This window comes from Haloarchaeobius caseinilyticus (assembly GCF_051207395.1).
GTDB lineage: Archaea > Halobacteriota > Halobacteria > Halobacteriales > Natrialbaceae > Haloarchaeobius.
In genome coordinates this window covers 1101040-1122180 of record NZ_JBPJZC010000001.1, presented here as the reverse complement: position 1 = coordinate 1122180, position 21141 = coordinate 1101040, and the positions used below count along the sequence as shown (strand labels likewise).

The 21141-nt window shown below is 64.4% G+C and carries 24 protein-coding genes; 14 read left to right on the top strand and 10 right to left on the bottom strand.

Translation table 11 applies throughout. The annotated features are described in order from the left end of the window. Nucleotides 1-2 precede the first annotated feature (2 nt). The 4 genes from ACSC1P_RS05955 to ACSC1P_RS05940 are packed head-to-tail and all read left to right on the top strand — an operon-like array spanning nucleotide 3 to nucleotide 4414. Nucleotides 3-1001 carry an ABC transporter permease gene (locus tag ACSC1P_RS05955; RefSeq protein ID WP_435359215.1) on the top strand — a complete coding sequence of 333 codons (999 nt, stop codon included), beginning with the start codon at nucleotides 3-5 and terminating at the stop codon, nucleotides 999-1001. After that, a complete protein-coding gene (locus ACSC1P_RS05950; protein WP_435359214.1) occupies nucleotides 1001-2116 on the top strand; it encodes an ABC transporter permease in 1116 nt (371 codons plus the stop codon). The genes ACSC1P_RS05955 and ACSC1P_RS05950 overlap by 1 nt, the downstream gene beginning before the upstream one ends. After that, entirely contained in the window at nucleotides 2113-3354 is a 1242-nt protein-coding gene (locus tag ACSC1P_RS05945; protein WP_435359213.1) for an ABC transporter ATP-binding protein, read from the top strand. The genes ACSC1P_RS05950 and ACSC1P_RS05945 overlap by 4 nt, the downstream gene beginning before the upstream one ends. Next, entirely contained in the window at nucleotides 3347-4414 is a 1068-nt protein-coding gene (locus ACSC1P_RS05940; protein ID WP_435359212.1) for an ABC transporter ATP-binding protein, read from the top strand. The genes ACSC1P_RS05945 and ACSC1P_RS05940 overlap by 8 nt, the downstream gene beginning before the upstream one ends. A 4-nt stretch (nucleotides 4415-4418) precedes the next feature. On the opposite strand, the gene ACSC1P_RS05935 is transcribed toward ACSC1P_RS05940, so the two are convergent. The 3 genes from ACSC1P_RS05935 to ACSC1P_RS05925 all read right to left on the bottom strand — a co-directional run bounded on the left by ACSC1P_RS05935 (nucleotide 4419) and on the right by ACSC1P_RS05925 (nucleotide 6061). Then, a complete protein-coding gene (locus ACSC1P_RS05935) occupies nucleotides 4419-4655 on the bottom strand; it encodes a hypothetical protein (protein WP_435359211.1) in 237 nt (78 codons plus the stop codon). Nucleotides 4656-4732: 77 nt separating this feature from the next. Then, on the bottom strand, nucleotides 4733-5554 hold the full coding sequence (locus ACSC1P_RS05930) for a hypothetical protein (RefSeq protein WP_435359210.1): 822 nt from the start codon (nucleotides 5552-5554) through the stop codon (nucleotides 4733-4735). 3 nt (nucleotides 5555-5557) lie between these two features. Beyond that, a complete protein-coding gene (locus tag ACSC1P_RS05925; RefSeq protein ID WP_435359209.1) occupies nucleotides 5558-6061 on the bottom strand; it encodes a GNAT family N-acetyltransferase in 504 nt (167 codons plus the stop codon). 167 nt (nucleotides 6062-6228) lie between these two features. Between ACSC1P_RS05925 and pyrG the strand changes: the two genes are divergently transcribed. The 6 genes from pyrG (at nucleotide 6229) to ACSC1P_RS05895 (ending at nucleotide 12823) form a co-directional block, all read left to right on the top strand. After that, on the top strand, nucleotides 6229-7896 hold the full coding sequence (gene pyrG, locus ACSC1P_RS05920; protein WP_435359208.1) for a CTP synthase: 1668 nt from the start codon (nucleotides 6229-6231) through the stop codon (nucleotides 7894-7896). Further along, nucleotides 7896-8813 (top strand): glutamine-hydrolyzing GMP synthase, encoded by a 918-nt coding sequence (gene guaA / locus ACSC1P_RS05915; RefSeq protein ID WP_435359207.1) that lies wholly within the window; start codon nucleotides 7896-7898, stop codon nucleotides 8811-8813. The genes pyrG and guaA overlap by 1 nt, the downstream gene beginning before the upstream one ends. A 4-nt stretch (nucleotides 8814-8817) precedes the next feature. Next, a complete protein-coding gene (locus ACSC1P_RS05910) occupies nucleotides 8818-9144 on the top strand; it encodes a DUF7126 family protein (RefSeq protein WP_435359206.1) in 327 nt (108 codons plus the stop codon). 117 nt (nucleotides 9145-9261) lie between these two features. After that, nucleotides 9262-10317, top strand: coding sequence for a DUF4397 domain-containing protein (locus tag ACSC1P_RS05905; protein ID WP_435359205.1), 1056 nt, complete (start codon nucleotides 9262-9264; stop codon nucleotides 10315-10317). Between the two features lie 486 nt (nucleotides 10318-10803). After that, on the top strand, nucleotides 10804-11880 hold the full coding sequence (locus tag ACSC1P_RS05900) for a DUF4397 domain-containing protein (protein ID WP_435359204.1): 1077 nt from the start codon (nucleotides 10804-10806) through the stop codon (nucleotides 11878-11880). A 625-nt stretch (nucleotides 11881-12505) separates the two neighbouring features. Next, nucleotides 12506-12823 (top strand): cupin domain-containing protein, encoded by a 318-nt coding sequence (locus tag ACSC1P_RS05895; protein WP_435359203.1) that lies wholly within the window; start codon nucleotides 12506-12508, stop codon nucleotides 12821-12823. Here the strand turns inward: ACSC1P_RS05895 and ACSC1P_RS05890 are convergent, their stop codons facing one another. Then, nucleotides 12824-13489 carry a MogA/MoaB family molybdenum cofactor biosynthesis protein gene (locus ACSC1P_RS05890; protein ID WP_435359202.1) on the bottom strand — a complete coding sequence of 222 codons (666 nt, stop codon included), beginning with the start codon at nucleotides 13487-13489 and terminating at the stop codon, nucleotides 12824-12826. A 116-nt stretch (nucleotides 13490-13605) separates the two neighbouring features. On the opposite strand from ACSC1P_RS05890, the gene ACSC1P_RS05885 reads away from it, so the two are divergent. Beyond that, nucleotides 13606-14646, top strand: a complete 1041-nt coding sequence (locus ACSC1P_RS05885) for a zinc-binding dehydrogenase (protein ID WP_435359201.1) — start codon at nucleotides 13606-13608, stop codon at nucleotides 14644-14646. Beyond that, nucleotides 14636-14899: a DUF7977 family protein gene (locus ACSC1P_RS05880; RefSeq protein WP_435359200.1), complete on the top strand. Its 264-nt coding sequence runs from the start codon at nucleotides 14636-14638 to the stop codon at nucleotides 14897-14899. Before ACSC1P_RS05885 ends, ACSC1P_RS05880 begins: the two co-directional genes overlap by 11 nt. On the opposite strand, the gene ACSC1P_RS05875 is transcribed toward ACSC1P_RS05880, so the two are convergent. From ACSC1P_RS05875 to ACSC1P_RS05865, 3 genes are all read right to left on the bottom strand, one after another. Beyond that, nucleotides 14896-15222: a DUF7853 family protein gene (locus ACSC1P_RS05875; protein WP_435359199.1), complete on the bottom strand. Its 327-nt coding sequence runs from the start codon at nucleotides 15220-15222 to the stop codon at nucleotides 14896-14898. The two genes, ACSC1P_RS05880 and ACSC1P_RS05875, sit on opposite strands and share 4 nt — an antisense overlap. Before the next feature lie 102 nt (nucleotides 15223-15324). Beyond that, complete coding sequence (locus ACSC1P_RS05870) at nucleotides 15325-15903, bottom strand: NUDIX hydrolase (protein WP_435359198.1); 579 nt, start codon at nucleotides 15901-15903, stop codon at nucleotides 15325-15327. Nucleotides 15904-15947: 44 nt separating this feature from the next. Continuing rightward, nucleotides 15948-16841: a diacylglycerol/lipid kinase family protein gene (locus ACSC1P_RS05865; RefSeq protein WP_435359197.1), complete on the bottom strand. Its 894-nt coding sequence runs from the start codon at nucleotides 16839-16841 to the stop codon at nucleotides 15948-15950. A 51-nt stretch (nucleotides 16842-16892) separates the two neighbouring features. On the opposite strand from ACSC1P_RS05865, the gene ACSC1P_RS05860 reads away from it, so the two are divergent. Further along, nucleotides 16893-17561 (top strand): PHP domain-containing protein, encoded by a 669-nt coding sequence (locus ACSC1P_RS05860; protein ID WP_435359196.1) that lies wholly within the window; start codon nucleotides 16893-16895, stop codon nucleotides 17559-17561. A 270-nt stretch (nucleotides 17562-17831) separates the two neighbouring features. Here the strand turns inward: ACSC1P_RS05860 and ACSC1P_RS05855 are convergent, their stop codons facing one another. After that, entirely contained in the window at nucleotides 17832-18098 is a 267-nt protein-coding gene (locus ACSC1P_RS05855) for a hypothetical protein (protein WP_435359195.1), read from the bottom strand. A gap of 454 nt (nucleotides 18099-18552) precedes the next feature. Then, complete coding sequence (locus tag ACSC1P_RS05850; RefSeq protein WP_435359194.1) at nucleotides 18553-18966, bottom strand: Lrp/AsnC family transcriptional regulator; 414 nt, start codon at nucleotides 18964-18966, stop codon at nucleotides 18553-18555. 101 nt (nucleotides 18967-19067) lie between these two features. Between ACSC1P_RS05850 and carA the strand changes: the two genes are divergently transcribed. Continuing rightward, a complete protein-coding gene (gene carA / locus ACSC1P_RS05845) occupies nucleotides 19068-20147 on the top strand; it encodes a glutamine-hydrolyzing carbamoyl-phosphate synthase small subunit (RefSeq protein WP_435359193.1) in 1080 nt (359 codons plus the stop codon). 119 nt (nucleotides 20148-20266) lie between these two features. Here the strand turns inward: carA and ACSC1P_RS05840 are convergent, their stop codons facing one another. Then, entirely contained in the window at nucleotides 20267-21007 is a 741-nt protein-coding gene (locus ACSC1P_RS05840; RefSeq protein ID WP_435359192.1) for an SDR family oxidoreductase, read from the bottom strand. Between the last annotated feature and the right edge of the window lie 134 nt (nucleotides 21008-21141).

The following is a 21141-nucleotide window of genomic DNA, read 5'->3' as shown; positions in this document are numbered from 1 at the left end:
ACATGTCACTCGCCCGGTTTCTCGTCAAACGAGTACTGCAAGGGCTGCTCGTCGTCTGGGGCGTCATCACGGTCGTGTTCGGCCTGCGAGTCATCGCACCCGGCAATCCGGCGAACGTGCTGTTACCGCCAGACGTCGGACCGGAAGTTCGCCAGCAAGTCATCGAGGAGTTGGGGCTGAACGAACCGTTGCACGTTCAGTACCTCCAGTTCCTGTTGGACGTCCCGACGGGTGACTTCGGCTCTTCGCTGACGACGGGCACCCCGGTCGCAGCACGCGTCGGGCGGACGCTCCCAGCGACGCTCGAACTCGCTGTCGCGGCGACGCTCGTCGCGGTCGTCATCGCCATCCCGCTCGGCGTGGTCAGCGCGACCCGACGCCACGAGCCGCCGGACTACGCAGCGACGCTGTTCTCACTGGGCGGCATCTCGACGCCGAACTTCTGGCTCGGTGTGATGCTCGTCATCGTCTTCGCCGTCCAGTTCGAGTGGTTCCACACCAGTGGCCGTGAGGTCGGCTTCCCGGCCGTCGTCGGTGTGTTGCTCGCTGGCGAGTTCGGGTCGGTGATTCCCAAATTCGTTCAGTGGCTCAGCTACATCACACTCCCGGCCATCACGCTCGGGACGTACTTCACCGCGCTCATCACCCGACTCACGCGCAGTGGGATGCTCGACGAACTCGGGAAGTCCTACGTCCGCGCGTCGCGGGCGAAGGGGCTGCCCGAGGTGCTCGTGCGGTACAAGCACGTGCTCCGGAACACGCTCATCCCCATCATCACGGTGGTCGGCCTCCAGTTGGGGTCGCTCATCGGAGGCGCGGTCATCACCGAAGCGGTGTTCGCCTGGCCGGGACTCGGGAGCGTGCTCATCAAGAGCATCAACGCCCGTGACTGGCCGATGGTACAGGGGTCGCTCATCATCATCGCGGTCGGCTTCGTCCTCGTGAACATCGCCGTCGACACGCTGTACGCGTACATCAACCCGCGGGTGAGCTACGACTGATGATTGGAGACGACATACTCGGTGCGGTGTGGAAGGGCCTGAAATCGGCCGTCCCATCTGCCCGGACGAAGCAGAACTTGCAGAACGAACTGCGGCGAAACGCGCTCGCCAAAGTCGGCATCGCCATCGTCGCGGTGGTCGTGTTGACGGCGGTGTTCGCACCGTTCGTCGCGCCGTATCAGCCGACGAAACAGAACCTCGACGAGGCGCAGTCGCCGCCGCTCGGGTTCTCGACGACCTCGACCGAGGAAGTCCAGGTCATCGAGAACGGGAGCGTCGTCATCGAGAACGGCGTGATACAGACGGAGAACCAGACGGTGTACGAGAACGCCACGCTGGCGCACCCGCTCGGGACGGACTCGAACGGCCGCGACATCCTCTCGCGGCTCATCTACGGTGCTCGTGTCTCGCTGCTCGTCGGCATCCTCGGGACGACGCTCGCCGCCGTCATCGGCGTCGCCGTCGGTCTCTCCGCGGGCTACTACCGTGGTCGGGTCGACGACGCGCTGATGCGCGGCGCGGACGTGATGCTCGCGTTCCCCTCGCTCGTGCTGGCCATCGCGCTGGTCGGCGTCTGGGGACAGGCGAAACTCACCGTCCCCGACCCGTTCGTCAGCAGCGGCGCGGCCGGGGCGTTCCGTGACCTCGTCGGTCTCTCGGGCCAGATGCCCGACCAGACCATCGTCCCGGGAACCGTCGTCGTGGTCGTCGCACTGGTGAACTGGGTGTGGTTCGCCCGGGTTTCCCGTGGCGAAGCACTGAGCCTGCGCGAGGAGTCCTACGTCAAGGCGGCCCGGTCGATGGGGTCGAGCGACCGCTCGATTCTGTTCCGGCACATCCTGCCGAACGCCGTGACGCCCATCCTCGTGCTGGCGACGATTCAGGTCGCGGCCATCATCCTGTTGGAGAGCGCGCTGTCGTTCCTCGGCTTCTCGGCCGCGAACATCTCCTGGGGCGGCGACATCGCCCTCGGACGCGACTACCAGACATCGGCGTGGTGGATCGCTGCCATGCCCGGACTGGCCATCGTCGTCACCGTCGTCGGCCTGAACCTCGTCGGTGACTGGCTCAGAGACGCACTCGACCCCGGTATCGAGGGGGAGGGTGGCGTATGAGCCGAACGACACAGCGAGCGGACGACCTGCTCCGCGTCGAGGACCTCTCGACGCGCTTCTTCACCGAAGAGGGCGTGGTCAACGCTTGCGAGTCGGTTTCATTCGACGTGCGCGAGAACGAGATTCTCGGTATCGTCGGTGAGTCCGGCTCAGGTAAATCGGTCACCGCGCTGTCGGTCATCGACCTCGTGGACTCCCCGGGGCGAGTCACCGACGGCCGGGTCTGGCTCCGGAATCCGGACCTCGCGGACGAGTTCCGCGGCGACCGTCCCGAGGCGGTCGACGGCGACTACGTCGACCTCCGACAGCTGCCGGAAGGTGTGCGCCGGTCACTCCGCGGCCCGACGTTCAGCACCATCTTCCAGGACCCGATGAGCACGTTCAACCCGTCGCTCACCGTCGGCGAACAAATCGCCGAGGCCGTCGAGGTCCAGCGACGCGCGTCGTCGAACCCGCGAAGCACTCGCTCGCGGAGTCAGGGCTACGGCCTGGCCAGCTACTTCGTAGATAGCATCGTCCCGGGTCGTGACTACACGTCAGAGGAGAGCCACGCCCGCGCGGTCGAACTGCTCGAACAGGTCGGTATCCCCGACCCGGCCGAGCGCGCCGAACAGCACCCACACGAGTTCTCGGGTGGGATGCTCCAACGCGCGATGGTCGCCCAGGCGCTGGCTGGCGAACCGGACGTGCTCATCGCGGACGAGCCGACGACCGCACTCGACGTGACGATTCAGGCCCAGATTCTGGACCTGCTGCGAGACATTCAGGAAGAACGCGGGATGAGCGTCGTGCTCATCACGCACGACCTCGGTGTCGTCGCGCGGATGTGCGAGCGCGTCGCCGTCATGTACGCGGGTGAAGTCGTCGAACGCGGTTCGCTCGAAGCCATCTTCGACCGGCCGACGCACCCCTACACGCAGGGACTGCTCGGCTCGTTGCCGGACCTCGACGAACCTGACCCGCGACTGCAACCCATCGAGGGGAACGTCCCCAGCCTGCTCGACAGCGAGATGGGCGAGCGGTGTTACTTCGCCGACCGCTGTCCGCAGGCGATGGAGTCGTGTCTGAGTCACCCGCAACACCACAGTGTCGACGGCGACCCGGACCACACCGCCAGATGCGTGCTCGCAGACGGCGAGTTCGACCCGAGCGACGCCCTCGCAGACGACTACTTCGAGCGCGAGGACACTCCTGGCGGCGACGCGACTGCCGAATCCGGAGGTGCCAGCCATGAGTGACTCACTGCTTCGCGTGACCGACTTGGAGAAGTACTACTACGAGAACGACACGCTGCTCGACCGCATGCTCGGCAACGAGAAACAGAGCGTCAAAGCCGTCGACGGCGTCTCGTTCGACGTGCACGAGGGTGAGACGCTGGGCCTCGTCGGCGAGTCTGGCTGTGGCAAGTCCACGACCAGCGAAACCGTGCTTCGCCTGCGCGAAGCCACGGGCGGCACGGTCGAGTTCGCCGGACAGAACGTGTTCGAGATGGACAAGCGCGAACTGAAACAGTTCCGCAGGGACGCCCAAATCGTGTTCCAGGACCCGTTCTCCAGTCTCGACCCGCGGATGACTGTCGGCGAAATCGTCACCGAGAGCCTGCGTATCCACGGCGTCGCGAACCGCGAGGAGCGGATGGCCGAAGCGGCCGACCTGCTCGAACGCGTCGGTCTCTCCGCGAACCACGTCGACCGCTACCCACACGAGTTCTCGGGTGGCCAGCGCCAGCGCGTCGGTATCGCGCGGGCCATCGCCATCGACCCCGAGTTCATCGTGCTCGACGAACCGGTGTCGGCGCTGGACGTGAGCGTGCAGGCGCAGGTGCTCAACCTGCTACAGGACCTGCAAGACGAGTACGGACTGACGTACCTGTTCGTCGCCCACGACCTCTCGGTCGTTCGGCACATCTCCGACCGCGTGGCGGTGATGTATCTCGGTGAAATCGTCGAGACCGGACCAGTCGACCAGATATTCGACGACCCGCAGCATCCCTACACGCAGGCGCTGCTGGAGAGCGTCCCGCGGCCGAGCGTCGACGAGTACGGTCGCCGCGGCGACGTGCTGTCCGGCGACGTTCCGTCGCCCCGGAACCCGCCGTCAGGGTGTCGATTCCACACGCGCTGCCCGCACGCCACCGAGGCCTGCACGCAGCAGTCTCCGGCCGCGTACGAGGTCGGCGAACGCCACGAGGCGACGTGCTTCCGACTCGACGCGACTCACGAGTACTGGGACAGCGACCCGCTGTCACACGCCGAAGCATCGGCCGTCGAGCAGTCGACGGCACAGAGCGACGACTGAGCGCTCAGTCGAAGCTCACGTTCTCTCGCAATCGATACTCGTACTCGACTCTGTCCTCCGCTGTCGGTTCGGTCTGTTGTCTGTCGACGTACCCAGCACGGTACACGTCGGCCAGAATGCTCGACGCCCCGCCTGCAGAGTACGCGCTGGTGTTCGCGACGTCGTGACAGGTCATCCACGCCTCTTTCGAGAGTGCTTGGCAGATTTTTCCGCGGTGTGAGTCCCGTTGGACGGTAGGCATGCGTCGATGGTTCGGTAGCCATCATGAAAAGTATCAGACCTGATACTGCTACGCCGTGGGTCTCTGTCGTGCTCACACTACGGCTTCGAGGTACGAAGAATCCGGAGGTCGGGATGGTTTGCCACCTGCCTCCGGTCGAGAGACTGGCCAGTAGCGACCGCGTCCCGCGTCGCTTGCCACTCGCTGTGGCGACAGAGGACCAGCACTGGAATCTCGGCGACGCCGAGAACGTCCGCCAGCATGAACCGCGTGTAGCCCTCGTACCACAGCACGTCGCCCTCGCGGCCGATGGCGACCAGCGGGTCGAGGCTGCTGGCGTAGGCGGTCCAGTCGGCGGGTTCGTGGTCTCTCTCGTGGTTCGGCCGCCAGCCGTGGGCCGCGATGGACTCGTACAGGTCGTCGACCGCGGGCAGGCGCTCGTTCTCGAACGTCTCGAAGTTTGCGAAGCCGCGGGGGTTCTCGCCCGCCTCGAACCGCGATTTCACGTCGTCGTAGTATTCGGTGTCAGCCCAGTCGTGGCCCTCTTCGAAGCGTTCGACGAGGCCGCGGTATTTGGCGTTCTCGCGGATGTGGTCGCAGTGACGGTCGCGGTCCCAGTCGCCGTCCTGCACGCGGCCGAGTCCCCACGGGAGTTCGAGACCGGTGGTGTAGTGGTCGACCTCGGCGGGGTCGACGTGGATGAAGGACCAGGGTTCTGTCTCGGCGTCGTATCGGACACGGTTTCGCAGGCCGGTGAGTCGCGTGTACAGTTCGAACTGGTCGGCGATAGGAATTGGTGGGTCTCTGAGTGCTCGCTGCCGAAACCGCGTTCGCAGTTCGTCGCGTGCTGACTGGGCCAGGGCTGTGAGACCACCCTGCTGGACGAGTACCGGCGACAGGAGGTCGTCGAGTCCCAGCACGACTCAGGGGAGCGGTTTCGCGTACTTCGCTCGCTTCACGTCGAACTGTTCGTCTCGGACCGTCTCGACGTGTTCGAAGCCCACTGCCTCGTAGAAGCCGACGCCGGTCTCGTTGTCGGCGAGGACCGACACCAGTAGTCGGTCGAAGCCGCGCGCTGCGAAGACCGACTCCAATCTGTCGAGGAGCGCGCCGCCGACGCCGTCGCCCCAGTGGTCGGGGACGATGTAGATGCGGTAGAGGTTGGCGGTCTGGCCGTCTTCGTCTGGGATACCCTCGACGAAACCGACGACTCGTCCGTCGACCTCGGCGACGAAGAACGGCCGCTCGTCGGGGTCGATGTCGTCGGAGACCAGCGTCTCGGGCGCGTACCACGTCTCGACGATTTCGGTGGTCCGGTCGCTGCCGAATATCGAATCGTACACCGCGTGGCACGAGTCGCGGGCGACGCGCTGGATTGCCTCGGCGTCGGCCCGAGTCGCGTCGCGGAGGGTCACGTCGTCGGACACGGCCGGGTGTTCCGCTGCCCAGTACGAGAAACTGGTGGTCCTGTGGGACCGACTCACACGCCGTTTTCGCCCCGTCTTCTCGGTTCCTTTCGTCCCGCTGAAAGACAGCGGTTCACAAGTCTGGCTCTCTCCGAAACCGTTTTGAGGAACTCTCGCGCACAGTCAGTATGCCGACCGATTCCGAAACGGGGTACGACCCCACACTCGGGAACAAGTTCATCTTCGTGACGGGCGGCGTGATGTCCGGATTGGGCAAGGGTATCACGGCCGCGAGTACAGGACGACTTCTCAAGAACGCTGGATTCGACGTGACCGCGGTCAAGGTAGACCCGTATCTGAACGTCGACGCTGGCACCATGAATCCGTTCCAGCACGGCGAGGTGTACGTGCTGAAAGACGGTGGTGAGGTCGACCTCGATTTGGGGAACTACGAGCGCTTCCTCGACATCGACATGACCTCGGACCACAACGTGACCACCGGGAAGGCGTACAAGCACGTCATCGAGAAGGAGCGTGCTGGCGACTACCTCGGGAAGACGGTGCAGGTCATCCCGCACATCACCGACGACATCAAGCGGCGCATCCGCGAGGCAGCCAAGGGAACCGACGTGTGTATCGTCGAAATCGGCGGCACCGTCGGCGACATCGAGGGCATGCCCTACCTCGAAGCCCTGCGTCAGTTCGCCCACGAGGAGTCCGACGACGACCTGCTGTTCGTCCACGTCACGCTCGTCCCGTACTCGAAAAACGGCGAGCAGAAGACGAAGCCGACCCAGCACTCGGTGAAGGAACTCCGGAGCATCGGCCTCCAGCCCGACGTGCTCGTGGGGCGGTGTGAGACGAAACTCGACCCCGAGACGAAGGAGAAAATCGCGCTGTTCTGTGACGTGCCGACGAAGGCCGTCTTCTCGAACTCGGACGTCGAGGACATCTACCACGTGCCCCTGATGGTCGAAGAGGAAGGCCTCGACGAGTACGTGATGGACCAGCTCGGTCTGTTCTCGCGCGCCCTGCCGAAGCGAGAACGCGACAACACGTGGCGGAACATCGTCACCAGAGACCGCTCGGGCGAGGTCGACATCGCACTCGTCGGGAAGTACGACCTCGAAGACGCGTACATGTCGGTCCACGAGTCGCTGAAACACGCCGGACTCGACCAGCGCGTGGACGTGAACGTGGTCTGGGTCGACGCCGACGAACTCGCCGCCGACGGACAGGACAGCGAGCACTACGAGCGCTTGCGCCAGTGCGACGGTATCGTCGTGCCCGGTGGATTCGGTGCCCGCGGGACCGAGGGTAAGATAGAGGCGATTCGCCACGCCCGCGAGAACGACGTGCCCTTCCTCGGTCTGTGTCTGGGCTTTCAGATGGCTGTCGTCGAGTACGCACGGAACGTCCTCGGCTACGAGGACGCGAACTCGGCCGAGATGGACGGCGATACGCCGCATCCGGTCATCGACATCCTGCCCGAGCAGTACGAGATCACGGACATGGGCGGCACGATGCGCCTCGGTGCCCACGAGACGGACATCAAGCCGGGCACGCTGGCCGAGTCGGTCTACGGCGGTACCTCGTGCACCGAGCGTCACCGGCATCGCTACGAGGTCAACCCCGAATACTTCGAGGACTTCGACGCCTCGGACATGGTGTTCTCCGGCACCGCCGGGAACCGCATGGAGATACTGGAACTGGACGGCCACCCGTACTTCTTCGGGACCCAGTTCCACCCCGAGTTCCGCTCGCGGCCGGGTCGAGCGTCGCCGCCGTTCGTCGGCCTCGTCGAGGCCGTCCTCGGTGAGGAGCGCGTCGCTGACGAAACAGAGGTCGAAGCATAATGGTAGACACAGACGAGTTCATTCCCGAAGCAGTCGAAGAGATTCAGAACGAAATCGGCGACTCGAAGGCCATCATCGCCCTCTCGGGCGGGGTGGACTCTTCGGTCGCGGCCGCACTGGCCTACGAGGCCATCGGTGACAACCTCGTGCCCATCTACGTGGACACCGGGTTGATGCGTAAGGGCGAGACCGACCAGATTCGCGAGACGTTCGACTACATGCACTCGCTCGACATCGTGGAGGCACAGGAGCGCTTCCTCGACGCGCTCTCGGGCGTCACCGACCCCGAGGAGAAGCGTAAAATCATCGGCGAGCAGTTCATCCGCGAGTTCGAGCGCGAAGCGAAGGAAGTCGGCGCAGAGTACCTCGTGCAGGGGACCATTTACCCCGACCGCATCGAGTCTGAAGGCGGCATCAAGTCCCACCACAACGTCGGCGGCCTGCCCGATGTCCTCGACTTCGAGGGCATCGTCGAACCGGTCCGTGACTTGTACAAGGACGAGGTCCGCGACGTGGCCCGCGCGATGGACTTGGAGGAAGTCGTCGCGGAACGGATGCCGTTCCCCGGCCCCGGTCTCGCCGTGCGTATCATCGGCGAAATCACCGAGGAGAAGTTGGAAGTCGCGCGCGAGGCGAACCACATCGTCGAGGACGAACTCGAAGAGTACGAGCCGTGGCAGGCGCTCGCCGCCGTCATCGGCAAGGCGACCGGCGTCAAGGGTGACAACCGCGTCCACGGCTGGGTCGTCTCCGTTCGCTCCGTGGAGTCGCGCGACGGCATGACCGCCCGCGCACAGGAACTGGACTGGGAGACGCTCCAGCGCATCCAGTCGCGTATCACCGGCACCCACGACCGCGTCGCCCGTGTCGTGTACGACGTAACGCACAAACCCCCGGCGACCATCGAGTACGAGTGAGACGATGACGAAGGCAGTATTCACTGGCCCCGACGAGCACGCGCTCGTCGCGGCGCTCGAAGCTGAGGGTATCGAGGTCGTCGTGATTCCGGACGTGGCGAACCGTCCCGCGCTCGAAGACGCGGGCATCATCGACGCCGACCTGTTCGTCCTCACGGACACCGCACAGGCCACGTCCATCCCCATCGCGAAGACGATGAACGAAGACGTTCGTGTGGTCGTCTACACCACCGACTCGTTGCCGGACTTCGTCAGCGGGCAGGAAGTCCTCGCCGTCGACCCGGCACTCCTCGACGCAGAGACCGTCGCGGAAGAACTCGCACACGGCTGAGGGTACGTCGCCCATACCGTTCGGCCGGGTGATTTTTCAGCCCACCGGATATTATTATCGTAACTGTGGTTCGCTGAAGAAATTCCTATCCAGTTACAACGCTTCTCTCAGCACGTCATGGCTACTCGCAGAGACGTGATGAAGTCTGTTGGTATTGTGGGAACGGCAGCTGCGTTCGGTGGGGTCAGCGGGGCAGCCGACGAGAACGCGGTCGCATCGACGGCGCAGGGCGAGACAGCGAGTGTTCGGACGCTCCATGCCGTGCCCGACGCACCGGCGATAGACCTGTTGCTGAACGACTTCGAGGTGCTGGACGATTTTTCGTTCAAAGAGATTAGCCCGTACGCTCGACTCCGAAGTGGGCTGTATCAACTGGAGGCGGTCACAGGCCGGGGTCGGGGGCGGGGTCGTGGCCGGAGAAATCGCGGTGGCATCGACGAGACCGACTACTTCGACGAGGGTGACTACACGGTCGTTGCGACCGGGTCAATCCAGCGTGGGCCGGACCCAAACCTCCTCGTCCTCGAAGACGATAACTCGCCGGTCGCCCACGACGAGGCGAAGGTCAGGGTGGTCCACCTCTCGCCCGACGCCGGTGAGGTGAACGTCCGTATCGTCGGTCACGGCCGACTCGCGCGTGGCTTGGCGTTCGAGGACGACTCGGACTACGTGACTGTCCCCGCCGGAACTGTCGACCTCGTACTGGTGAAACCCGGCGAGAACAGACAGCGGCTCCCGGTCACGCTCGCACTGGCTGGCGGGGCGACGTACTCCGTCTTCGTGGTCGGGTTCCTCTACGACGAGGATGGGGAACGCTCGATCGGTGGGGAACAGGGGCTCACCCTGTTGCCAGTCGTCGACGACATCACGCTCCGTCAGCGGCCGTTCCTCTCGAACGTCCACCCGCGTTCTGGTGGCGGTGACGGTCGCGGCGGACGGGGCGACCGTGGTGGTCGCGGTGGCCGCGGTGGTCGTGGTCGCCACGGGTGGGAAGACGACCGTGGTGAGTGGGACGACGACGGTCGCGGCGGCTGGGACAACGACGATAGAGACGGCGGGCGCGGTGGCTGGGGCGACGGTGACGACGGACGAGGTGACCAGGACGACGACGATGGGGACCGCGGCCGCGGTCGGCCCGGGTGGCGCTTCCCCCGCGGCGGCGAGTGGTTCTGAGCCCACAGCACGCCCGTCGTTCTCCGTTCGCCCACTGGGCTGTGGCGACTAACGACCCAGTCGGCGCACCACCTCCCCACACAGTCCTGTCGTGGGTGCAGTGTGACGTGGCAGGAACCGACTGCCCCCGACTGGACCGGGATTCGGCCGACGTGGCGGCGGCGTGAACGCCGTATTCGGTGCGCGTCCCTTGGTCGTTATCCGTGCTGACGGGGTGGCAGTAGCCGAGAACATATCGCGTACCGACCGTTCACCGTCCCTTCGTGACGGCCGTGTTACCAACGTCGGCAGAACGGCGTCGACCCGTGTCGAAAACGACCGAAAAAGAATTGACAGAGAACTGCTCTTTCAGTCGGTTCCCGACTATTTTCCCAACCCAGTCTATCGTATTCACGAACGAAATAATCTGTCTGAAAATGAGTTGTTCGACGCGTCGAAGAGAACGGCCGCTTACCTATGCCGCCATCACGCCTCCCTACATTCGCTATGGTAACGACCAGACGCACGGTCCTTCGGACTGTCGGTATCGTGGGGGGAACAGTCGCATTCGGTGGCTTCGCCTACGCACAGGAGCAGGAGGAGCAAGAACAGGAGAACGGTGGGCAGGGAATGGACGAGGGGAAAAAAGAGAAAGTGAAAAAGGCCCTCGCCATCCGCGCCGTCCACGGTTCGCCGGACGCGCCGAACGTCGACGTCTTCGTCGACGACAACAAGGTACTGTCGGACGTGTCGTTCACGACCGTCAGTGAATACATGAGTCTCGAACCCGGGATGCACCGGCTGAAGATCACCCCAACAGGTGAACCGGAGACGGAAGTATTCGCGACCGAGAAAGAGATCGGTGAAGGGCGGTTCACGCTCGTCGCCATCGGCAAAGTCGAGGATGGCTCGCTCCAGGTGCTGGTAGTCAAAGCCGTCGAGACGGAGAAACTGCAGGAGGCGAAGGAGAAGAAGGCCGCCCTCGTGCGTGTCATCCACGGCTCGCCCGACGCCCCTGCCATCAAGACCATCATCGGTCGTGTCAAAGAAGGCAAAGAGACCGGAGAGGCACCGGCTGCCGGCGGCTCCAACGACGAAGCAGCGTCGGAAGACACGACGGAAGAAGAGACGATGAGCACCGACACGCTCGAGTTCGGTGACATCAGCGAGTATCTCACTGTCCCGGCCGGAACCAGCGTCGCACAGGTCATGCCGGCCGACGACACCGAGGCGGACGCTATCTCGACGCTCGACCTCGACCTCGAACCGGGTACCGCGTACACCGTCTTCGCGCTGGGCTTCCTCAAGCCGCAGGGCGAGCAGCCCGGCCTGTCCCTCATCGTCGCAGAGGACGCGACGGCTGAGGAAGAGGAGATGGGTGAAGACGAAGGTGAGGCATCGGAAGAAGAGCCGTCCGAGGGCGAGACTCCGGCTGAGCAACCTTCCGAGGGCGAGACTCCGGCTGAGCAACCTTCCGAGGGTGAGACTCCGGCTGAGCAACCTTCCGAGGGCGAGACTCCGGCAGGGCAGCCCGCAGAAGGCGAATCGAAGAGTCGCGATACCATCGAGTGGATCAAGAGCTAAGCTACTCCGCTCAGACAGCCGACTGCGTCGTCACCGAGCCCCGTCAGGCGACCACCAGCGGTCGCCGCGGGCAACTGCGTAGTCGAAGAGGTGTCAGACGAAGTGAAGACGTACCGCCTTCACCATTCTTTTTCGACTTCAGCAGGGACTATTGCGGTCGGTTGCAGATTATTTATTTCCGGGCTGAAGTGGCGGGAAACTGTTTCAGACGGTTTAACACCGTGAAATTTCGTGGACGGTGTCATCGGTTCAAGTAGGTGTGGCTCCCAGAGAGAAGTGGAGGTCACCCACCTCGCGAACGTCAGGCACCCCGCCATCTTCCGACGACAAGTGGCCTCCCGACGACACCACCTGTCGTCTCCATCCCACACTGCGGCGCACCCGCCGCATCCACCCACCACGGTCGCCTGTCGCCCCCACCACGCGACAGGCACCACCCCCACCCATCCGCCGGCGGCACCCACCATGCCGCGGGCGGTTCCCACCACAGACACAGCGGCCCACCACACGGCTCACCACCGTGCCGCTGTGTCTACTTTCATTCCCCCATTTTCATCCCCGAGAGAACGAGTCGTTCCTGCGTGGCACCACCATCCCTATGTCGAGTGGTCACGCAGTCGCTGGTATGGCACTCGACCGCTATCCCACGCTCGACCCAGACGACGGCGAAGTCGTCGATGCAGAGGTCGTCGTCGCCGACGACGTCCTCGTGAAGGCGTTCGCACTCGGCCCTGGGGCCGAACTCTCCCCGCACGAACATCCCGAGTCGGCGAACGTGTTCCACGTCGTCGAAGGCACAGTGACCGTGATTCAGGACGACACGGAAGAAGCAGTGACCGCACCCGGTGTCGTCTTCCACGACCGGGGTGTCGCCCACGGTGCGCGAAACGACGGCGACGAACTGGCCGTTATCACGGCGACGCTCGCGCCCTTCCCCGGCTGATTACTCCTCTTCTTCGTCGTCGTCCCGCCGAGCGAGTCCGGCCAGATGCGGCGCTTCCGGGAGGACGATGTCTTCGACGCCGAGTTCGACCGCGGCTCGACTCCCCGGCAGACAGAAGACGGGACAGCCGTTCGCGACGCCGGCGACCGCTCGCGTGGCGACGACCGTCGTGCCGATGTCGTCGTAGGAGAGTCGGCGGAACAACTCGCCGAACCCGGGAAGTTCCTTGTCGAACAGCGGTCGCACCGCCTCGACGGTCACGTCGTCAGGTGTGACACCAGTCCCACCGGTGGTGACGACGATATCTACGTCGTCGCGTTCGACCAGTCGCGCGACGGTCCCCTGCACGCCGTCGAAGTCGTCGCGGACGAGTTCGCGGACCACGACCGTGTGGCCAGCGTCTTCGACGGCTGACTCGATGGCGTCACCAGACGGGTCGTCGTCCATCGAGCGGGAGGAAGAGACCGTGATGACGCCGACGCCGATGTCGGTGAGGTCGTGGTGGTGATGGTCGTGACTGTGCCCGTGATCGTCTTCCTCGTGCCCCTCGTCGTGTCTGTGACCGCCGTCCTCGTCTTCACCGTGGTCGTGTTCGATGTGGTTCTCGCGCTGGTGGGCTGCGTTTCCGTGGCCGTGGCCGTCGTCGTCGTGTCCCTCGTCGCTCATGCGGTTGGATTGCCACGCGGGGCACAAAACCGCGGGTGGTTCGACAGCTGCCGAACTACTGGCAAGACATTCGACGTACACACAGGGTTTTGACTGGTCCGTGTGACGACTTCTCCATGCAAGCCGTTCAGTTCAGCGAGCACGGCGACACAGACGTCATCGAGTACGGCGACTACCCGGACCCGGAGCCCGACGCCGACGAGGTGCTCGTCGACGTGAAGGCGGGCGCGCTCAACCACTTGGACATCTGGACACGTCGCGGCCTGCCGGGAATCGACCTGGAGATGCCGCACATCCCCGGGAGCGACATGGCCGGCGAAGTCGTCGAAGTCGGCGACGACGTGCGACGGTTTGAACCCGGTGACCACGTCGCCCTGCTCGCGGGCGTCAGCTGTGGCGACTGTGAGTTCTGTCGCTCGGGCGAACCCGCACTCTGTGCGCGCTACTACATCATCGGCGAGCACTCACGAGGCGTCCACGCGGAACAGGCTGTCGTCCCCGCGGAGAACCTCGCGCCGGTCCCCGACCATGTCGACTGGGAGACCGCGGCCGCTGCGCCGCTCGTGTTCCAGACCGCGTGGCGGATGCTCATCGAACGCGGCGACCTCACGCAGGGTGAGAAGGTTCTCGTCCTCGGTGCCTCCGGCGGTGTCGGACACGCCGCAGTCCAGGTCGCGGCCCACGCCGGGGCCGAGGTGTACGCGACGGCCTCCACCGAGGAGAAACTGGAGCACGCGAAAGAGTGCGGGGCAGACCACGTCATCGACTACGAGAGCGAGGATTTCGCCGCCGAAATCCGGGAACTGACGGGCAAACGCGGCGTCGACATGGTCGTCGACCACGTGGGCGACGCGACGTGGCACGACTCGCTGAAGTCGCTGGCGAAGGGCGGTCGAATCGTCACCTGCGGCGCGACCACTGGCGGCCGCCCCGAGACCGACATCAACCGCATCTTCTGGAACCAACTTTCGGTCATCGGCTCGACGATGGCGAGCCACGGGTCGGCCGAGAAAGCACTCTCGCTCGTCTGGGACGGCACTTTCGAACCGCGCATCCGCGAGACGCTCCCGATGAGCGAGACGGCGCGGGCGCACGAGCTGCTCGAAAACCGTGAGGGCTTTGGCAAAGTAGTCGTCATTCCAGATAGTGAGCTCTGAGCAGGAGACAGACGGCGGGTACGTGCATCGCCCGGACGACGCCAGCGACGTCCACCCGGCGACGGTCGACAGAGAGTTTGGTCGTCGCGGCTGGGTCGTCGTCGCGGTACTCGTCCTTTCGCTGCTGGTCGTGCCCACAATCGTCCTGCTGCGACCGCCGTTTCTGCCGTACTGGGTCGCCCTGCTCGCGTTCCCGATGCTCCCTGCATTGCTGCTCGGCGCGGTCGCGGTGTGGGCGACGACCCGGCCCTAACTCGGCAGCGGCGGGTCGCCGTATCGCTCGCCCAATCGTTCTGCGACCGTCGTCGCGAGCGTCACGTCGGCTGCTGGCGTCGCATCCCCCGCTGCGTACGTCAATAAGTCTCGTCGGAGCCGCCACGCCTCGTACTGTGTGAAGGTACACGAATCAGCTTCGAGTTTTCGCACGATGTCGTGTGCCCACCACGGTGGTCGCTCACCCATGGCCGTCTCGCGCGTGAGCTGTTCGACCATCACGTAGTGGACGACCCACTCCTCCGCCCGGGTCAGTCCGAGGTCGGTGGTGGTCGTCGGCTGTGGTTCGTGTGCGGTCGACATGATTCCGGGGAGATTCCCCAATCTGGAGGAACGACTAACGAGGACATATCTCTTTGGGCTGTGCTAACACTTGACGATAAGGTGCCGAAAACGGAAAACTCGTTACTCGAAGTCGCGACGCATCGCGATTTCGAACCACGGGCAGAGACGGAGTTGCCGGTAGAACTCGGGGTGGTCGTGGAGGTGCTCGTACGGGACCCACATCAGACCCTCGACCTCTTCCGGGTCGGGGTCGAGGTCGGTGTTCGTCAGGGTCAGCTTCAGAACCGCACAGACCTCGTGTTCGACGCCTGCGTTCTCGAAGTAGCGCTTGTACTCGAAGCGGTCCGTGAGCCGAAGGTTGTCGTACTGGTCGGGCGAGATGCCGAGTTCCTCTTCGAGTCGCTCGCGGGTCGCGGCCTCCTGAGACTGCCCTTCGACCGGGTGCGAGGCGACCGTACCGTCCCACCACGTGCCCCAGAGGCGCTTGTCGGCGGCGCGCTGGGCGAGCAGGATGTTGTCGTCTTCGTCGAAGACGAGCGAGGTGAACGCACGGTGGCGGATACCCTCGCCCGTGTGGGCGTCGAGCCGGTTGACGAGGCCCTGTTCGGTGTCGTCGGAGTCGACGGCGATGACGTCCTGTGCCGCGTTCTTGTGCGGCAGGTCCTCGACGGCCTCTTCGGACCGGTCAGGTGTACTCATGGCTGAACAATCGGTAACCCCCTAAAAATGAATGTCGACTTTCCTCACGGGACGGGGCGGTAACGCTCCCCGACGCAAAAGCGCAGACAGCCCACTTGTGAGCGCGCCGTGAGTTCGTCAGTCGCGAGCGCCTCCCCGTCCAGACTGAACTGGGCCTCACGGTCGTCGTGAACCGTGAGGTGGAGGTACGGCGCACGAATCCTGGTGAGGTGGTTGGCGTCGCGACGGAGGAACCGGCGAATCGCCTCGTCCGTCGCCAGCGAACTCGCCGGTCGGTCCCGGATGAGAACCACGTTCAACAGTCCGTCTTCCATGTTCGCCTGCGTGCCCAGTTCGCCGACGAACCGCCGACCGTTGCCGACGAGGACGCCGATAGCCTCGCCGGTCCACAGTTCCTCGCCCGCCGCGTCGCGCACGTCCACGTCCAATCCCTCGAAGTCGCGGTACTCGCGCATCGTGGCGATGACGTACGCGAGGACGCCGAACTTCCGCTTCATCTCCGGCGTCGTCGCCACGCTCGCGTCCGCGGTCAGTCCGCCGACGCAGGAGTTGACGAAGAGTCGCCCGTTCGCCTCGCCGAGGTCGAGCCAGCGACGCCGGCCCGCGTCGAGAACCTCGAACGCGTGTTCGACGTCACGAATCCCGACGCGTTCGGCGAAGTTGTTGCCGGTCCCCGCCGGAACGACGCCGAGGACAGTTCGCGACAGACCCTCGGCGTCGTCGACTCCCGAGACGACTTCGTTGAGCGTCCCGTCGCCGCCGGCTGCCACGACCATCTTCGCTCCTTCCGCGGCGGCCGTCTCGGCGATGGTGCGGGTCTCGCCCGGTCCGCCCGACTCCCGGACGACGAAACCGTGTTCGGCCGCGAGACGGCGGGTCTGGGCGGCACGTTTGCCACCCCCACTCTTGGGGTTCAACACGAGGACGCGGTCGGTCATAGGACTCTGTTCGGGGGCAACGACAAAGGCGTTGGCCCGCGATTCCCGCCTGTGTTCACGCTCGACCTGCACACACACACGCGGTTCTTCCACGGACGCCGTCGGCTCGGCGACCGGTTCGATCCGGTCGGCGTCCGATTGCTCTCGCTCGCGGCGCGTCGGCGTGGCCTCGATGCTCTCGCGTTAACGAACCACGACTACTACACGTCCTTCTCGGGTCGAGACCCCGTCTTACTCCCCGGTATCGAAATATCGACTACGCGCGGACACGTCCTGGTCCTCGGTGAAGACCCGCCCCGCGAGACGACCGCTGGCGCGCTCACGCCGACCGAGGCAGTCGACCTCGCCCACGCCCGCGACTGCGTTGCAGTGATGGCCCACCCGTTCAGAAACGGCGACATCCGCCACTCGACGGCGGATTTCGACGCCGTCGAGTTGAACGGGAAACACCCCGAGAACCAGCCGCTGGTGCAGGACATCGCCCGTGAGCGTGACATCCCGATGGTCGGCGGCAGCGACGCACACTTCCCGTTCGAGGTGGGTCGCGCCTACACGGTCGTCGACGCCGACGAACCGACTGCCAGTGCAGTCGTCGGGGCGATTCGAGACGGGCGTGTCACGGCGAAGACCGATTTCGGGCCGATACACGACGCGCTCAATCGGGTGTACACGCTGGTCCACAGACGAAAGGGACACCTCCCACCCGCTGAGCGTCGGTGATGGCGGATAGCGAGGGCACTGTCGACCCGTGAGAAGCGTGTGAAAAACGCCGCCGCGACCGTGGCAGACACTGGGGGATGCTGCCGAATCCAGTGCGACGTCAGTCGTGCCGGTTCGGCTACCAGTCGTTGTTACCAGTCGTTGTCGTGCCCGCCGCGTCGCGACGGCGCGAGCGTCGATTCCACGCGACACTCTACCGCAATCGCCGGGAGTCACCCGGCACCCCCACATGGCCACCAACCCCGTGTTTCGTGTCTCAGTTCCTGTGGTTCACGCGCTCACTTCGACGGTCTGTTGCATGAGGGTCCGAATACCGCCATACAGCCCGAGGACGGCCGCCCCGGTGAAGAAACCGCCAATGGCCGACATCAATCGAACGTCCTGCGGAATGCCGAACGCGGTCGGCCACAGCGTGATCCAGAACGTGAACAGTAACACCATCTGTGCCAGCATCAGCATCACGAAGGCAGCGCCTGTGTCGACGTTGGCTTCGAGAGTGACCTGGTCGTCACCGAATCGTTTGCTCGGGGTGGCCATGTGAACCGAGTGGGGTTTTCCTTGGCCATCAAATATATCTATCTGTTGGTTTCCTACTAATTATCGGTCTGTATAAAGTATTTCTGGCCATCGCTTTCGGTAAAAACGCCAGACTGCGTCGGCCTGTAATTGCAGGTTAGACCGATTTAGCCACTCGTTATCGTAAGAACCTTGTGGCTATTTTTGCTGATTCTCCCCTCGACAGCCGATACTCTTCGAAGACGAAACTGGACCGCCAGTTCGGTTCGGAAAACGAGGTTTGCGGCTCACGAATTTCGGACTCGTCTGTTTGCCACTCCCCAACTGTGCGCGACTCATGTCATGTTCTGATTTGCGCGCGACACCAGTACACGGCGACACGAGCACACGGCGACACCAGTCACGGTGTGCGCGACGGACCGGCGTGCTGCGTCGACGGTGCTGCGTCGACGACGCTCGTCACCCGACGGGGTACTCACCCAAGCCGCTCGTCCAGAATCAGCCGAGTCTTCGTCGAGACGACTTCCTCCATCTCGCGTGCCTGCGTGATGAGTCTATTAACACCCTGTGTGTCGGCACAGTCGACGACGAGCACGATGTCTTCCTCCCCGGAGACCTGCCATACGAAGTCGACCTCTTCCCACTCGGCCATCCGGTCGGAGATGTTGGTCGTGTCGACATCGACCGCGACGCCGACTTCGATCATCGCCTTCACGTTCCCGGTCCGGGTCGCGACGGTGAAGCGTTCGATGACGTCCTCTCTGGTCATCCGCTCGACGCGGTTACGAACCGTGCCCTCGCTCGTCCCGACTTTCTCGGCGATTTCGGTGTACGGTGTGCGGGCGTCGCGTCGGAGGATGTTCAGTATTCGTCGGTCGAGTTCGTCCATGGAGATACGATTGTAGCGACCGGCGAAACTTGACCGTTACGAAAATCGTAATCAGATTTCGAAAGTAAGACTTATTGGGCTCGGTGAATACGTATCTCGTAATGACGGATGCCTACGTCGCGCTGGAGGGTGGCCACGTCGTCGAGGCACGTGGTCGCTCACCAGGCACAGCCCGTGGCGAACTGGTTTTCACAACAGCCTACACCGGATACGAAGAGAGTCTCACTGACCCCTCGTACGAGGAGCAGATTCTCACCTTCGCGTACCCGCTCATCGGCAACTACGGTGTCCGACACGAACGCTTCGAGTCCGACCGCGTCCACCCCCGTGCGGTCGTCGCTCGCGAACTGACGGACGACGTGGCCGACTGGCTGACCGCCGAAGGCGTTCCAGCAGTCGACCACCTCGACACCCGTGACCTCGTCATCGACATCCGCGAGAGCGGTGCGATGAAGTGCGGCATCGCCGTCGGCGACGACGTGACGCCGCAGGACGCGCTCGACGAACTCGCGAAGTGCAAGACGATGAGCGAGCACACCGACATCGGCGCACAGGTCTCCGTAGACACCACGACCGTCTACAACCAGACCGGCGACGGCCCGACCGTCGCGCTCGTCGACTGTGGTGCGAAGCAGTCCATCATCGACTCGCTCGTCAAGCGGGACGCGACGGTCCACGTCCTCCCCTACGACGCCAGCGTCGACGACGTACAGGGCGTGAACCCGGACGTGCTGTTCATCTCGAACGGCCCCGGCGACCCTGCGAATTTCGAAAGCGCGGTAAATCTTGTCGACGAGTTCGTCGGCGAAGTGCCCATCGCGGGCATCTGCCTCGGGCAGCAGATCGTCGCCCGCGCGCTCGGCGGCACCACCGCGAAGATGGACTTCGGCCACCGCGGCGTCAACCAGCCGGTCCGCGACCAGCGCACTGGGAAGGTCGTCATGACCACGCAGAACCACGGGTACACGGTCGTCGACCCCGGTGACAAGCTCGAAGTCACGCAGCTCAACGTCAACGACGACACGCCGGAGGGCCTCGACAGCGAGGAACTGAACGTCCTCACGCGGCAGTACCACCCCGAGGCGAACCCCGGCCCGCACGACACCTTCGGCTTCTTCGACGAGGTACTCGGCATGGTCGACACGACGAGTGGCCGGACGCTCGCCGTCGCTGACGACTGATTTCGAACGGTCTGGCCGCTATTTTTCTCACTCTCCATCCGTAGCACTATCGAGAAGCGGAGAGATGGGAACTCGCTCGTTCGGCCGCCTGACCACGCGCAAGTGGTCGACGTACCGGCTTACGACGGAATCGAGTAGTCAGAGCGGATGGCGACGAGTCCCGACTCGGGACCGCGCCAGTCGAACGTCACGTGGTCTTCGACGCTTCCGGAGACGCTGTCGGGCGAGACGGCTTCGAAGGTTCGATTGCGTGCTTCCGGGGTCGTCAGTGCAGCCGTCATGAGCCACGCCGCGTCGGCCGTGGCGATGCGTCCCGAGACCGCGTCGCCGCCCTCTGCGACGACCACGTCCTCGGAGCGTTCGCCACCGACGAGTCGGCCGTATCTGAGGACGGTGAACGGCAGCCCGGACTCTTGCAAGGCTCGTTCGGTGTTCTCTCGTTCTCGCAACACGCGTCGGTACAGTAGTCGCCGTGGGAGCGACAACTGCGCGCGCGAGTCGCCGACGCCGATGGTCGATTCCAGCACGAAGTACGAGACACCCGCGCGGGCCGCAGCGTCGACGAGTGTCCGGGCACCCGCGCCGACGGCCGGGGTGCCCCACAGCAGGTCAGTCCAGCGAGTGTCGACCGCACAGAGGACGCCGTCGACGTCCGCGAGTGCGCTCGCGACATCGTCCGGATCGAACAGGTCGCCGACGACGACCTCGTCCGCGCCCTTTCGACGCAACGATTCGTTCGGATTCGGCTGGTCGACGAACGCGCGCACCGTGTAGTCGGTCCCCTTCAGGTACTCCAAAAGCGCAGCACCAGTGCCCCCGCCTACCCCCGCTACGAGTATCCGATAGGTGTCGTGGGTCACACTCACACGGTACGGAGTGCGAGCGGTTAATCGTTCCGCGCACCAAAACTTTGACACGTTGGGGTTTCAACAGGTGTCCGTAACAGCGCAGGTTCGACACCCTTGGTAGCGGACCGACGATGGGTCGAGCAGCG

Excerpts from the sequence above, each read along its gene's own strand:
- ACSC1P_RS05850 (WP_435359194.1), bottom strand. The coding sequence starts at position 18,966 with ATGGACGAACTCGACCGACGAATACTGAACATCCTCCGACGCGACGCC.
- ACSC1P_RS05955 (WP_435359215.1), top strand. The coding sequence starts at position 3 with ATGTCACTCGCCCGGTTTCTCGTCAAACGAGTACTGCAAGGGCTGCTC.
- ACSC1P_RS05945 (WP_435359213.1), top strand. The coding sequence starts at position 2,113 with ATGAGCCGAACGACACAGCGAGCGGACGACCTGCTCCGCGTCGAGGAC.
- ACSC1P_RS05905 (WP_435359205.1), top strand. The coding sequence starts at position 9,262 with ATGGCTACTCGCAGAGACGTGATGAAGTCTGTTGGTATTGTGGGAACG.
- ACSC1P_RS05910 (WP_435359206.1), top strand. The coding sequence starts at position 8,818 with ATGACGAAGGCAGTATTCACTGGCCCCGACGAGCACGCGCTCGTCGCG.
- ACSC1P_RS05875 (WP_435359199.1), bottom strand. The coding sequence starts at position 15,222 with ATGTCGACCGCACACGAACCACAGCCGACGACCACCACCGACCTCGGA.
- ACSC1P_RS05900 (WP_435359204.1), top strand. The coding sequence starts at position 10,804 with ATGGTAACGACCAGACGCACGGTCCTTCGGACTGTCGGTATCGTGGGG.
- ACSC1P_RS05940 (WP_435359212.1), top strand. The coding sequence starts at position 3,347 with ATGAGTGACTCACTGCTTCGCGTGACCGACTTGGAGAAGTACTACTAC.
- ACSC1P_RS05935 (WP_435359211.1), bottom strand. The coding sequence starts at position 4,655 with ATGCCTACCGTCCAACGGGACTCACACCGCGGAAAAATCTGCCAAGCA.
- carA (WP_435359193.1), top strand. The coding sequence starts at position 19,068 with ATGACGGATGCCTACGTCGCGCTGGAGGGTGGCCACGTCGTCGAGGCA.
- pyrG (WP_435359208.1), top strand. The coding sequence starts at position 6,229 with ATGCCGACCGATTCCGAAACGGGGTACGACCCCACACTCGGGAACAAG.
- ACSC1P_RS05950 (WP_435359214.1), top strand. The coding sequence starts at position 1,001 with ATGATTGGAGACGACATACTCGGTGCGGTGTGGAAGGGCCTGAAATCG.
- ACSC1P_RS05885 (WP_435359201.1), top strand. The coding sequence starts at position 13,606 with ATGCAAGCCGTTCAGTTCAGCGAGCACGGCGACACAGACGTCATCGAG.
- ACSC1P_RS05855 (WP_435359195.1), bottom strand. The coding sequence starts at position 18,098 with ATGGCCACCCCGAGCAAACGATTCGGTGACGACCAGGTCACTCTCGAA.
- ACSC1P_RS05870 (WP_435359198.1), bottom strand. The coding sequence starts at position 15,903 with ATGAGTACACCTGACCGGTCCGAAGAGGCCGTCGAGGACCTGCCGCAC.
- ACSC1P_RS05865 (WP_435359197.1), bottom strand. The coding sequence starts at position 16,841 with ATGACCGACCGCGTCCTCGTGTTGAACCCCAAGAGTGGGGGTGGCAAA.
- ACSC1P_RS05895 (WP_435359203.1), top strand. The coding sequence starts at position 12,506 with ATGGCACTCGACCGCTATCCCACGCTCGACCCAGACGACGGCGAAGTC.
- ACSC1P_RS05890 (WP_435359202.1), bottom strand. The coding sequence starts at position 13,489 with ATGAGCGACGAGGGACACGACGACGACGGCCACGGCCACGGAAACGCA.
- guaA (WP_435359207.1), top strand. The coding sequence starts at position 7,896 with ATGGTAGACACAGACGAGTTCATTCCCGAAGCAGTCGAAGAGATTCAG.